9 protein-coding genes and 2 pseudogenes are annotated in these 13,093 nt (G+C 72.7%); 10 read left to right on the top strand and 1 reads right to left on the bottom strand.

Annotated features, from left to right (window positions below; all coding sequences use genetic code 11):
- The first annotated feature begins 55 nt into the window (after positions 1-55).
- From OG488_RS29320 to OG488_RS29340, 5 genes and pseudogenes are all read left to right on the top strand, one after another.
- Entirely contained in the window at positions 56-1,168 is a 1,113-nt protein-coding gene (locus tag OG488_RS29320; RefSeq protein ID WP_329234027.1) for an ATP-binding protein, read from the top strand.
- Positions 1,165-3,975, top strand: a complete 2,811-nt coding sequence (locus OG488_RS29325) for a hypothetical protein (RefSeq protein ID WP_329234029.1) — start codon at positions 1,165-1,167, stop codon at positions 3,973-3,975. Before OG488_RS29320 ends, OG488_RS29325 begins: the two co-directional genes overlap by 4 nt.
- Before the next feature lie 92 nt (positions 3,976-4,067).
- Positions 4,068-4,755: pseudogene (locus OG488_RS29330) on the top strand (hypothetical protein).
- A gap of 136 nt (positions 4,756-4,891) precedes the next feature.
- Positions 4,892-5,105, top strand: a pseudogene (locus OG488_RS29335) (transposase); the annotation flags it as partial.
- Positions 5,106-5,287: 182 nt separating this feature from the next.
- The gene (locus tag OG488_RS29340; protein ID WP_329234033.1) at positions 5,288-5,812 is read left to right on the top strand and encodes an O-acetyl-ADP-ribose deacetylase; all 525 of its coding nucleotides are present in this window, start codon (positions 5,288-5,290) and stop codon (positions 5,810-5,812) included.
- 102 nt (positions 5,813-5,914) lie between these two features.
- Here the strand turns inward: OG488_RS29340 and OG488_RS29345 are convergent, their stop codons facing one another.
- Entirely contained in the window at positions 5,915-7,093 is a 1,179-nt protein-coding gene (locus OG488_RS29345; RefSeq protein ID WP_329234035.1) for a helix-turn-helix domain-containing protein, read from the bottom strand.
- Positions 7,094-7,315: 222 nt separating this feature from the next.
- Here OG488_RS29345 and OG488_RS29350 point away from each other — a divergent pair, with 222 nt between their 5' ends.
- The 5 genes from OG488_RS29350 to OG488_RS29370 all read left to right on the top strand — a co-directional run bounded on the left by OG488_RS29350 (position 7,316) and on the right by OG488_RS29370 (position 13,089).
- Positions 7,316-8,677, top strand: a complete 1,362-nt coding sequence (locus tag OG488_RS29350) for a flavin-containing monooxygenase (protein ID WP_329234036.1) — start codon at positions 7,316-7,318, stop codon at positions 8,675-8,677.
- Positions 8,674-9,552, top strand: coding sequence for an SDR family NAD(P)-dependent oxidoreductase (locus tag OG488_RS29355; RefSeq protein ID WP_329234038.1), 879 nt, complete (start codon positions 8,674-8,676; stop codon positions 9,550-9,552). The genes OG488_RS29350 and OG488_RS29355 overlap by 4 nt, the downstream gene beginning before the upstream one ends.
- Positions 9,549-10,979 carry an MFS transporter gene (locus tag OG488_RS29360; protein WP_329234039.1) on the top strand — a complete coding sequence of 477 codons (1,431 nt, stop codon included), beginning with the start codon at positions 9,549-9,551 and terminating at the stop codon, positions 10,977-10,979. The genes OG488_RS29355 and OG488_RS29360 overlap by 4 nt, the downstream gene beginning before the upstream one ends.
- 73 nt (positions 10,980-11,052) lie before the next feature.
- Positions 11,053-11,817, top strand: a complete 765-nt coding sequence (locus OG488_RS29365; protein ID WP_329234041.1) for a GntR family transcriptional regulator — start codon at positions 11,053-11,055, stop codon at positions 11,815-11,817.
- 147 nt (positions 11,818-11,964) lie between these two features.
- Positions 11,965-13,089, top strand: a complete 1,125-nt coding sequence (locus OG488_RS29370; RefSeq protein ID WP_329234043.1) for a TIGR03364 family FAD-dependent oxidoreductase — start codon at positions 11,965-11,967, stop codon at positions 13,087-13,089.
- Positions 13,090-13,093: the final 4 nt, after the last annotated feature.

Below are 13,093 nucleotides of genomic sequence, written 5' to 3' on the forward strand. Positions count from 1 at the left end.
CCTGAGGCCTCTCGGCCCGGTGCAGTCGAACCCGAAATCTTAGAAAGGCACACACATGTCCGACCTGTTGCGCGCCCCCGCCGAGATCAAGTACGCCGAGGAGCTCGACTGGCTGGAGTCGGTCGACGACGGCCCCAAGCCCTTCTCCTGGCGGCTCTCGCCCAAGATGGTCCGTTTGTTCATCCTGGGATCCGAGCGCTCCGACGGCCTCGACCGCGAGATCTCCCAGAAGTGGTACGGCGACCGCAGCTTCGTCGAGCGGTCCATCGTCACCCTGGCGTCCGACCGCGGTCTGCTGCTCATCGGCGACCCGGGCACGGGCAAGAGCTGGCTGGCCGAACTGCTGTCCGCAGCCATCTCCCGCAACTCCACCCTCGTGGTGCAGGGCACGGCCGGTACCACCGAGGACCACATCAAGTACTCCTGGAACGTGTCCATGGTGATCTCCAAGGGACAGTCGCGGGAGTCGATGATCCCCTCACCGATCATGACCGCGATGGAGACCGGGGCGATCGGCCGCTTCGAGGAACTCACCCGCTCCACCAGCGACGTCCAGGACGCGCTGATCTCGATCCTTTCGGAGAAGTACATCTCCGTCCCCGAGATGGACAGCGACAACATCGTCTTCGCCAAGCCCGGGTTCTCCGTCATCGCCACGGCCAACAGCCGCGACCGCGGGGTCAACGACCTGTCCTCCGCCCTCAAGCGCCGCTTCAACTTCGTCCGCATCCCGGTGGTGACGAACAAGAAGAGTGAGGCGGAGATCGTCCGCTTCCGCACCGAGGAACTGCTGCGCCGCCACCAGATCGAGCTGGACGTGCCGCCGACCCTGCTCGACGTGCTGCTGCAGAGCTTCGCCGACCTGCGGGCCTCCTCCGCCGCGGCCGGCAGCGACGACGAGAAGCTGGAGTCCGCGCTGTCGAGTGCCGAACAGATCGGCGTACTGGAGGACGCGATCCTGCACAGCAACTTCTTCGGCGAACGCGAGCTGACCGCCCGTACCCTCGCCTCCTCGCTCGTCGGATCGCTGGCGCGGCGTGAGCCCGAGGACCTGGCCATCCTCAACAAGTACCTGCACGGCATCGTCGAGCCGCGCAGCAAGGAGGAGGGCGGCTCCTGGCCGGAGTTCCTGGAGGGCGGCCGCGACGCGATCGCCACCCTGTCGTGAGCGCCCCGACCGAGGGGACGCCCTTCGAGGCGCTCCGAGGACAACTGCAGGAGGCGGCGACGGAGTTCGCCGACGGGCCGGACGCGCTGCAGGGCATCCTCCTGGGCATCGTCGACGACGTCGACCGTGCCGTACGGGAACCGCTGGAGATCTTCCCGGTCTGTCACCACTCGCCCGCCTCGGCGGTCGCGATGGCACGGCGGCTGCGGGAGAAGCAGCCGAAGGTCGTGTACCTGGAGCTGTGCGAGGACATGGCGCCGCTCCTGCCGGAGCTGAGGAACTGCCGGCTCCCGGTGGCCGTCCAGGCGTTCGCGAGCGAGGTGAAGGGCTTCCCCGAGGAGTGGGCACCGCTGTCGGTGGTCGCCCCGATCACCGAGGCCTCGGCCGAGTACCAGGCCATCGCCTACGCGCTGGACACCCCGGGCGTCGAGCTGGTCCTCGTCGACCGCTCCTCGGACCACGTGTTCCAGTGGCAGGCGGGTGCCTCCGAACCGGCCGGCGCGGACGCCCCGGACGCGCCGCCCGCCGAGGAGGAGGCGGCGCTGCACGGCGACGCCGTCGGGGTGGAGATCGGCGATCTCCGTCCCCGGTTCGCCGAGCTGGAGGAGCACCTCCTGCACCACGGCCGCGTGCGGCACTGGTCGGAGTGGTGGCACCAGTACGTCGAGCTGCCGCTCGGTGACAGCGACCACGACACCTACCGCCAGGTCATGCTCCTCATCGGCAGCCTCTTCCGTCGCCTCGCGCCCGGGGACACGGACCGCGTACGGGTGGACGAGGACCGGGAGCGCTACATGTGGACCCGGATGCGTGAGCACCTGGCCGCGACGGGCGCCGACCCCGAGGACTGCCTCTACGTCTGCGGCGCGTTCCACGCGTCCAGCCGTGTCGAGGAGTTCGGCGTGCACGGCAGCGACACCTTCGCGATCAGCCCGCCGAGTGAGAGCACCTGGCAGCACGGCCTGATCCCGTCGAGCCACACGGCGATCGAGGCGCAGTTCGGACTGGCCGCCGGATCCGTGTCGATCGCCGCCACCCAGTGGGCGAAGAACCTCAAGCGCACCCGTGTGCAGCCGTTCCGTCTCGCCGGTCAGGCAGGTGCCAAGAAGGCGGCGAAGCCCCGGAAGGCCGTCGCAGCCGCCACCCCTGTGGCACCGGAGGCACCGTCCGACAAGCTCTCCGGCTTCCTGCAGAGCCCACCCGCCCTCGACCGGCTGGACGAGGCGGAGCTGCTCGGCTGGTCGGTGGAGATCGTGCGCTCCGCCCGCCGCAACGGCTACCTCGCCTCCACCGCCGACGCCATCGCCGTGTTCGAGACATCGATCCTGCTGGCCGGCATGCGTGACCGGGCCAGGCCGACCCCGTACGACTTCCAGGACGCGGCGGTCACCTGCATCGAGAAGGAGACCGTGCCGGGCAGGCGCGACGTGCGCCGCCTCGTCGAGATCCTGATGGGCGGCGACCGTATCGGCCAGGTCGGTTACGAAGCCCTGCCGCCCCTCGCCCGCGACGTGCACGACCGCCTCGCCCCGCTGAACCTCAAGCTCCAGCAGCGCGGTGTGCAGCGGGCTCTGCTGGACATGAGCTCCCAGCCGGAACTGCGGCAGTGCTCCGACGTGCTCTGGATGCTGCGGCACCTCATGCCCCACGGCGCCGCGCGGCCGATCATGGGCGAGCGGGAGCTCGGCAAGCAGTCGGTCCAGGAGTCCTGGGACCTCGCGCTCGGCACCCATCAGCGGGCGCTGATCGAGCTCGGTTACGAGGGCGTCAGCATCGAACAGGTGCTGGAGCAGCGCCTGCGCCGCGCCGCGTACGCCCCGAACGCCACCACCGCGCAGGTCCTGGCCGCGGTCGAGGACGCGGTGCTGCACCTGCGCAGCGGCCGCCTCGCCGACGAACTCGGCACGCGCGCCCTGGAGGTGCTGGCCACCGAGCGCAGCGTCGACGGCGCTCCGGAGGTTCTGCGCAGGGTGCGCCGGCTCCTGGCGTACTACCGGATCACCCGGCCCGTGCTGCCGTCGTGGATCGAGTCCTTCGCCAAGACAGGATACGCGCACTACTGCACGCTGCTGCCGACGGCGTTCACCGACGACGACGCCACCGTCCGCCAGGTCGCCGCGATGCTGGGGTTCCTCTTCAGCATGGAGAGCCTGGCGCTGTCGCTCGGCTGCGACCGGACCCAGCTGGACCTGGCCTTCGCCCAGTCCCACCCGCGGGAGCCGTCCAGGACGGCGCTGCTCTGGGCGGCCCAGGTGCAGCTCGGGCGGCTCTCCCGCGCCGAGCTGCGGGAGCGGTGCGACGCGCTGCTGGCGAATCCCCTGGTGGTGCCGGCCTACCCGCGCTATCTCAGCGGGTTCCTGCACGCTCTGGAACCCGTGCCGCAGCTTGCCGACTTCGCCGTCGAAGCGGTGTCGAAGGCGTTCGCACGGCTGCCCGACACGGTACTGCTGCCCTGGCTGCCCACGCTGATCACCACCCTGCGGTCCGAGGGAGCCGATCTGACCCCGCTGCTGATCCGCGAGGCCGGCCGCGTCTTCCCCGGGCGCCTCGCGGCTCTGGACGCCTGGGTCCCGCCGTGGGAGGCCGTCCCGGAAACGCCGGCGACCGCCCCGGCGGCGACCGGAGGTGCCACGGCCCGCCGCGTCGTGCTGCTCGCCGCCCACCCGGAGACGTGCGACAGCCTGGCGGAACTGCTGGGCTGCGAGGGCGCCTGGGAGGCGGAGGCCGAGGAGCCCTCGGGTGCGGTGCTCGTCCGCCGTCACCCGGAGACGGCGGCGGCGCTGGAGGCGCTGCTGGCGGGGGTCTGACGACCGGGGAAGCGGCGGCGCGGCCCGGTCGGCACGCGCCGCCGCTTCCCGGGCGGGCGGTGGATGTCAGTGGCGTCCGGTTGGATGAACTTGTGACTGTCTACGACGTGGCCCGCAGGCTTCCCACCCTCACCGGCCTGCGCGACCTGTGCCGCTCGCTCGCGATGCTCGACGCGATCCTGAGTCCGGAGTGGGAGAGCCGGTACCACTCGTTCGACGCGGCCTGGGCCGAGGGCCAGGAGATGGCTTCGATGCGCAACGGATCGGGGGACGAGTACTCCATCGTGTTCTCTGTTCTCGGCGGCCGGAGCGTATGTCCGCGCCTTCGACCACGAGTCACCGATGAGCCCGTACGGCCGAGGGGACGACGACGGGCTCTGGCCGGGTGTGATCGACGACGTCCCCGACGTCTTCAGATCCTTCGTCGAGGAACCCGCCTTCGCCGACGAGGACGGTTCGCCCGTCGCGACGGCGTGCCTGTGGCGGGAGGCGACGGACGATCGGTGGCGCCACGGCTCGATCGACTTTCCCCCGGGCCATGACGACCCCGACGGGACGACGGGGCTGTTCGAGCTCCTGGTCGATCCCTCTCCCGAAGCCTTTCAGCGCTTCGCCGAGGACTACTACGAAGTCCCCGTGGACCTGGGGGCGGTGAGCGAGGTATACGCCCTGCGACCCCTGCGTCAGGAAAGCGTCTCGTCGCTGAACATCGAGGTCAGCCTGGCTGACCTGGCCCAGGACATCTCCGAGATCGGTTACCCGCAGACATGGCGCACGTGAGCCTGGCGGCTCGTCATGTTCCTGGTGCCGATGGATCCCGGAAGCGATGCTCCGTTCCGAGCCCGCTCCAGGCGCCTCCGAGCCCGCGTTCGACGTCTGTCGTGTCCCGGGACCGGGAGGGGGCGTTGAGCCTTCTGTGAGTGGCTCCGGAAGTGGATACCCGTCGGATCTGACGGATGAGCAGTGGGCCCTGGTCGAGCCCCTGCTGCCGGCGGCAAGGGTCGGCCCGAACGGCGGGCGTCGGGAGAAGCACCCACGCCGCCGGATCGTGAACGCCCTGCTCTACGTGGCGCGGACGGGGTGCGCCTGGCGTCGGCTGCCCAAGTCCTTCCCGCCCTGGCCCACCGTGTACTGGTACTTCACCTGGTGGCACGAGAACGGGACCGTCCAGCGGATCCACGCCACCATGCGCGGACAGGTCCGTACGGCGGACGACTCCTACGCCGGCCGGAAGGTGAGATGACCCCAGGTCCCAGGTCCGGCGCGTGTCCTGTCGGACGCCGCCCCGGGGTGGTTGCGGCAGGATGACCGCATGACGACACGACCGCACATCGTCCTCGTGCGCGGAGACATCACGGAGCAGCACGCCGACGCCCTGGTCAACGCCGCCAACTCCTCGCTCCTCGGCGGGGGCGGTGTGGACGGCGCCATCCATCGGCGGGGCGGGCCCGAGATCCTCGCTGCCTGCCGCACGCTGCGGGCCTCGCACTACGGCAAGGGGCTCGCCACCGGGCAGGCGGTGGCGACGACGGCCGGCCGGCTGCGCGCGGAGCACGTCATCCACACGGTGGGACCGGTCTGGTCGCGCGAGGAGGACCGTTCCGCGCTGCTGGCCTCCTGCTACCGGGAGTCCCTGCGGATCGCCTCGGAGCTGGGCGCCCGCACGCTCGCCTTCCCCGCGATCTCGACGGGCGTCTACGGCTGGCCGCTCGACGACGGGGCCCGGATCGCCGTCCGCACGGTGCGGGAAGCGACGCTTCCCCCGGTGGCCGAGGTGCGCTTCGTGCTTTTCGACCAGGAAGCCTACGCACGCTTCGAAGAGGCACTGACCGACTGAGCCGGCGCCACGACGAGTGGCGCGGATGTGTGCGGAGCTCCCGAGACGGAGCTTCCGCGGTTGAGCTTCCGAGCCGGACCGGGGTCCGGCAGGCCGCCGGGGTCAGGGCTGTGCCAGCCAGGTCCTGCACAGCCACCAGGCGTCCACGCCGCCGAAGGTCGTGTGCGGGTCGATCCCGGTGACCTGGGTGAACCGCTGGACACGGTTCCGGATGGTGTTGGGGTGGACGAAGAGGGCGGCCGCCGCCGCCGTGATGTCCCGGTCCGCCTCCAGCCAGGTCCCGACCGCCCGGGCGACGGCCCGCGCGTTGCCGCCGAGTGCCGCCAGGGCCGGGCGGTGGTGGTCGGCCAGCGCCGAGGACAGGTCGGCGCGGTCGAGGACCGCGGCCAGGGAGGCGACGTCGGCGATGTGGACCACCCCGGTGCGCCCCGCCGCCTCCGCCGCCGTCAGCGCCGCGAGCGCCAGCCGCCGTGCCGCTGCGAGCTCCTCCGGCCCGGCGGGGCCGGCCACGCCGGCGACGGATCCGCCCGGCACCGGGGCGGAGCCCGGCGCGCGGGTCAGCACACCGGTCAGCAGCCCGTCGACAAGGGCCAGCAACGCAGGTGCCCTGTCGCCGGGTGTCCGGTCGCTGGATGCCCGATCGCCCGGTGCCCGATCGCCCGGTGTCCGGTCACCGGTGGTGGCCGGGAGCGTGTCGCCGGGCCTCGCCAGCAGCACCCAGAGGCCGTCCGTGCCCGTGAGGCCCGCCTCCGTCGCGGCCAGCGCGGCGGCCGAGCCGCCCGCGAGGAGCCGGCGCAGGAGCGCGGCGTCCCGGTTCGCGGCGGGCAGGGCCCGCGCCACCTCCGTCATCCGGTGAGCGGTGATCAGCCTGGCGCGGACCGCCTCGGACCAGTCGTCGTAGAGCTCACGGGCGTCGAGCAGGAGTCCGGCGGACACCCCCTCCTCGGCAGCGGTCTCCCTGGCACGTGACCAGATCGCCCGCTCCGCGACGTGGATCGCGCTGAGCACCGCCTCGATGGGCACCCCCTGGAGGGCGCGCGCCGTGCCCAGCTCCGAGACGAACGACAGCTCCGCCTCCGTGGGGCCCCGGCGGGCCGCCACCGCGCGGGTCGCCGCGGCGAGCAGCGCACGGGTGTGGCCGGAGACGTCGGCCGCGGGCAGCACGGCGACCTCCCGCACCATCGTGCGCACGCCGTTCACCACGGAGGGCAGCAGATCGTCCTCGCCGACGACCCGTTCGATCAGGTGGACCATCGAGGCCCAGTCGTCAGGGGAGTGCATCCCCGGACTATCGCCAGGGTTGTGGGATTTCACAAGACCGGAGCGGAACCCCGTACCGCACCCCATGTCGGAGGCCGTGCGCACCGCCTAGGTTTGGGCCTCACCACAGGGTGGCGCCCGGGAGGACCGGTCACCGTGTGCCGCGGGCGCCGCCCGTGCCCCTGCGGAGGTGCGCCCGGTCCTGCGGACCGCCCCCGCCCGACCCACCGGAAGAGACCCCGCATGACCACCGACCGCCGCGCAGCCGTGATCGGTGCCGGAGCGGCGGGCCTCGCCGCCACCAAGGCCCTCCTCGATGCCGGAGTCGACGTCGTCACCTACGAGAAGGGCGACGTACCCGGTGGCCTGTGGGTCCGCGGCAACACCAGTGGCCTCTCTCCGGCGTACGCCTCCCTGCACCTCAACACCAGCAAGAAGCGGACCGAGTTCGCGGACTTCCCGATGCCCCGCGCCTGGACCGACTACCCCTCCGCCGACCGGGTCGCCCGCTATCTCGACGACTACGCCCGGACCTTCGGCCTCGACGGGCACATCCGCTTCGGTACGTCGGTGACCGGCGTCGAGCAGGCCCCGGAGGGCGGGGGATGGCTGGTCACCACCGAGGGCGGGGACACCGCACGGTACGACGCCGTGGTGGTGGCCAACGGGCACAACTGGGACCCCCGCCTCCCGGAGCCCGGCTACCCCGGCGCGTTCTCCGGGACGCAGATGCACGCCCACGACTACCGGACCGCCGACGTCTTCCGCGACCGCCGGGTCCTCGTCGTCGGCATGGGCAACTCGGCCATGGACATCGCTGTCGACGCCTCCCACACCGCGCGCGGCCCGGTCCTCCTGTCCGCCCGCCGCGGCGTGCACGTCGTACCGAAGTACCTGTTCGGGCGGCCCTCGGACGCGACCGGCGGCGCGCTGTCCGTGCTGCCCTGGCGGCTGCGCCAGCGACTGGCCGGGACGATGCTCCGGCTGGCCGTCGGCACGCCGGAGCGCTACGGGCTCCCCGCTCCGGCCGGGGGCCTCTTCCAGAACCACCCGACGATCAGCGACACGGTCCTGCACCGGCTCACCCACGGCGAGATCGTCGCGCGACCCGGCATCGACCGTCTCGAGGGCGGCGACGTCGTCTTCGCCGACGGCGGCCGGGACCCGGTCGACCTGGTCGTCTGGGCCACCGGATACCGGGTGACGATCCCCTTCCTCGCTCCCCGCTGGACGGGCGCCGATCCGGAGGAACTCCCGCTCTACCAGCGGGTGTTCCACCTGGACGACCCAAGCCTCGCCTTCGTCGGCCTCATGCAGTCCACCGGCGCGGCGTTCCCCGTCGTCGAGGCCCAGGCGAAGCTGGTCGCCGCGCATCTCGGGGGCGCGTACGCCCTGCCGGCGCCCGAGCGGCAACGGCAGGCCGTGGCCCGCGCCCTGAGCCGTGCCACGGCACGCTGGGGGGCCGGCGGCCGCCCCATGATGCGCGTCGACTTCGACGCGTACCTCGCCGCCCTGCCCCGTGAGATGCGGGCCGGACAGGCCCGGCTGCGGCGGGGCGCCGGACGTCCCGCCGCCCCCGCCACCCGACAGGAGACCCCCGCGTGAACCGCACCGCTTCCGGCCGCCTCACCGCTTCCGGCCGCCGTACCGCGCGACGGCTCCGCCCCGCCACCGGTCTGCGGGTCCTCGTCACGGGTGCGTCCGGCACCTTCGGGCGGGCCGTCTGCCGCCGCTTCGCCGACCTGGGGGCCGAGGTGGTCGGCCTGGACCTCGCCCCCGGCCCGGACGAGGACATCACCGTCCTGCCGTGCGACCTCACCGACGACGCCTCCGTCGCGGACGCGGTCGCGGCCGCCCTCGACCGGCTGGGCGGGCTGGACATCCTCGTCAACAACGCCGGCGCCGGTGGCCCCGCGCCCGCCGAACTACCGCCGGGCGCTGAGGCGTTGCGCCAGCTCGACCTGAACCTCCTCGGGACCTGGCGGACCACCGCCGCCTGTGTCGACGCCCTCGTCGCCTCCCGCGGCCGGGTCGTGATGCTCTCCTCCCGGATGGCGGTGATGCAGCTGCCCCTCGCCGCCGCGTACGGCGCGTCGAAGCGGGCGCTGGTCGCCTACGCCGACGCCCTCCGCCTGGAGCTGGGCACCCACGTCGGGGTCACCTGTGTGTACCCCTCGTCCGTCCGCAGTCCCATCCATGACTCCACCGCCGCCGCCGGTCTCTCCCTGGAGGGGATGAGCCGGTACGAGCCGCTGGAGGGCGTGGTGGACACGGTGCTGCGCGCCGCGCTCGGCCGCCGGGTGCGCAGGGACCTGCCCACCACCCGGAGGGGAGCCGTCGAGTTCTTCCTCGCCCGCCACCTGCCGGGGCTCACGGACCGGATCGTCGCCCGCACCCTCGCCGGCCGGGTACGGGCGGGCGCCTTCGCCGACGCCGAACTCGCCGCCGCCCTCGTCGTTCGCCACGGGGGCGGGTCATGAGCGGGACCGGCGCGCCCTCGCACGATGCCGCGTCACACGGTGCCGCGTCCACCGGCGCCGCGTCCACCGGCGCCGAGGAGGAAGCGCACCGGGCGAGGACCGGCGACCTCGTCCCCTACGCCACCGGGTCGGTCGGCATGGGCATCTGGAGCACCGTGCCGGGGCTGCTCCTGCTGTACTTCCTGACCCACACGCTCGGCGTACCGCCTTTCCTGGCGGGACTGGCCCTGCTGCTGCCCAAGATCGTCGACACCCTGGTCCACCCCCTGCTGGGCACCCTCTCCGACCGGTACGCACGCCGGAGCGGGAACCGCCTCGGGCTGCTGTGGACCGGTCTGTCCCTGGCGGTCGCCCTGGCTGCGATGTTCACCGTGCCGCCGGGCCTGTCCGGGGCGCCGGCCGCGCTGTGGGTCGGCGGCTGGTTCCTCGCGGGGAACCTGCTCTACGGCTGTTTCCAGGTGCCGTACCTCACCACCCCCTCCGACCTGCGGATCGGCTACCACGAGCGCACCCGGGTCTTCATGTTCCGGATGCTGTTCCTGACACTCGGCCTGCTGGGGGCCGGGGTCGCCGCACCGGCGCTCGTCGAGTCCGGCGCCCGCCGCGACTACACGGTGATGGCCGTCGCGCTCGGCGCGTGCATGCTCGTCACCTGCGCGGTGGGCATCACCGGGGTGCGCCGGCTGACCGCCCGCTGCGGCTTCCGCGTCCCCGAGGGGCGTGACGGGCACACGACCGGGCGCGCGGACATCGCGGCGGTGCTCCGGGACCGCGACTTCCGGGCGATGGTCCTGTCGTACCTCTTCACCGGGACCACCACGCACCTGTTCCTGGCGGCGCTGCCCTTCTACACGGAGTACGTCTTCGAGGACAGCGGGCTGACGGCGCTCTTCATGGGAGCCTTCCTGGGGCCCGCCGTGATCGCCGGGCCCGTCTGGCTGCGGGTGTCGCGGCGGATCGGGAAGCAGCGCGGACTGCTGCTGTCCCAGGCGGCGTTCACCCTCGGTTCGCTCGGCCTGCTGCTCGGCAGGGCACTCGGGGCCGGGCCGACCGTCGCCGTGGTCGCCGTCCTCGGGGCCGCCTTCGCGGGTCTTCAGCTGTTCGCGTTCTCGATGGTGCCGGACGCCGTGGCCGCCGCCGAGGCGCGCGGGGCGGCCACGGCGGGTGCCTACACCGGCGTCTGGACGGCCACGGAGGCCGCGGGCACCGCCGTGGGCCCGTACGTGTACTCCGCCGTCCTCGCCGTGGGCGGTTTCGTCTCCACGACCGAGGGCCACACCGTCGCCCAGTCGGACTCCGCCCTCACGGCGCTGCTGACCGGATTCACCGTGGTGCCCGCCCTGTTGATGACCGTCGCCCTCGCGTTCCAGCGCCGCTGCGCCCTGGACGGCCCGTCCGGCACGGGTATGGTGCGCGCCCGGACGTGACGGCGGGGGCACCCGCCGCCCGCACAGGCACGGCCGGAGCGGCCCGTTCACCTCCGTCTGACACCATCGGGCGGTGGACTACCCGAACGACCAGGCACCTGGCGCACCGATCCGCTCCGGCATCCCGGAGCACGGCCGCATCCCGAAGTACTACGCCGTCAAGGCGCATGTCTCGCTCCTCCTGGACGAGTTGGGTGAGGGCCGGACGCTGCCCACCGAGCGGGACCTGGCGCTGCGCTACGAGGTCTCGCGCGAGACCGTGCGGCAGGCGCTGCGTGAACTGCTGCTGGAGGGGCGGCTGCGCCGGCAGGGGCGGGGCACCGTGGTGGCCGGCCCCAAGCTCGAACAGCCTCTCTCGCTGGCCAGCTACACCGAAGGCGTCCGACGCCAGGGCCGCACGCCGGGCCGTCATCTCATCGGGCTCGAACAGTTCCCCTGCCCCGACGCCCTGGCCGTCGAGATCGAGGTACCGCGTGGTGAGCCCGTGTGGCACATGGAGCGCGTGCTGCTCGCCGACGAGGAGCGGGTCGGCCTGGAGAGCACGTACGTCACCGTGGCCCGAGTCCCGCGTCTCGACGTGGAGTTCGACCCCGATTCCTCCTTCTACACCTATCTGCGCGACCGGCTCGGAGTCTCCTTCGGGTCCGCCGACGAGCGCATCGAGACCGTCCTCGCGACCCCGCGCGAGGCCCTGCTGATCGGGACGCCGCCCGCGCTTCCGATGCTGCTGCTGCACCGCTCGTCCCGTGACTCCCAGGGGCGCTCACTGGAGCGTGTGCGGACCCTGTTCCGCGGCGACCGGTTCTCGTTCACGACCCGCCTGGGCCGCCAGGACTGAGGGCTCCGCCTCCGGCGAACGGCGGGACGGGCCGACCGATAAAGATAACGGAAACATAACGGGTCTAGTCCAAGCTTGATGCCCAGTTCACCGCTCCGTTGCCGCGTGGTCCCGTCCGCGCCATCCGCCCCGAGGAGCGTTGCCGTCGTGAGAGTCATCGTCGTAGGAGCCGGCGTGGTGGGAACCATGCACGCCTGGCACGCAGTGAACCGCGGCCACGAGGTCGTACAGATCGAGCGCGAGAGTGAGGCACGCGGGGCATCCCTCCGCAATTTCGGACAGATCTGGGTCAGTGGCCGGGCAGGCGGCGAGGAGCTGGAGACCGCGCTGCGGGCCCGCGAGCTGTGGGAGTCCATCGGCCGGCTGGTGCCGGACCTCGGCTTCCGGCCCTGCGGGTCGCTGACCCCGCTCCGCACCGAACTGGAGCTCGCCGTGGCGGAGGCGGCCGTGGCCCGTCCGGACGCGGGAGCCCGTGGCTACAAGCTGCTCACCGCAGGCGAGGCACGGGCGGTGAATCCCGCCCTGCGCGGGGCGTTCGAGGCCGCCCTGTGGTGCGAGAGGGACGCGGCCGTGGAGCCGCGCACCGCCCAGCTCGCGCTGAAGCAGGCCTTGCTGTCCTCGGGGAAGTACACCTACCTCGGCGGCCGCGAGGTCCGCGAGGTGACAGGCGCCGCCTCCGTGCGCGACGACCACGGCGACGTGCACCGCGGTGACGCCGTCGTCCTCGCCACGGGCGCCTCGCTCGGCGGCCTCGTCCGCGAGCTGGCGGGCCCGGACCTGCCGGTGCGCCGGGTCCGTCTGCAGATGATGCAGACGGACCCGCTCGGTGAGCCGCTCACCACCTCGGTGGCCGACTCCGACAGCTTCCGCTACTACCCGGCCTACGCCGGCGGCGCGCTCGACGCCCTCGACGCGGGGCAGCCGCAGGCGCCGACCGCCGCCGCCCACCGGATGCAGCTGCTCATGGTGCAGCGCCGCGACGGCGGACTGACCATCGGCGACACGCACGAGTACGAGCACCCCTTCGCCTTCGACACCGTGGAGGAGCCGTACGAGCACCTCACCGGTGTCGTCGAGTCCTTCCTCGGCCGCCCCCTGCCGCGCGTACGCCGCCGGTGGGCCGGGGTCTACGCCCAGTGCACCGATACCGGCCGCGTCGTCCACCGCCAGCAGGTGCGCGACGGTGTCTGGCTGGTCACCGGGCCCGGCGGACGCGGGATGACCTGCTCGCCCGCCATCGCCGAATCGACCGCACACGAACTGGGCTGGTGACACC

The sequence above is a fragment of the Streptomyces sp. NBC_01460 genome (genome assembly GCF_036227405.1).
Classification (GTDB): domain Bacteria; phylum Actinomycetota; class Actinomycetes; order Streptomycetales; family Streptomycetaceae; genus Streptomyces.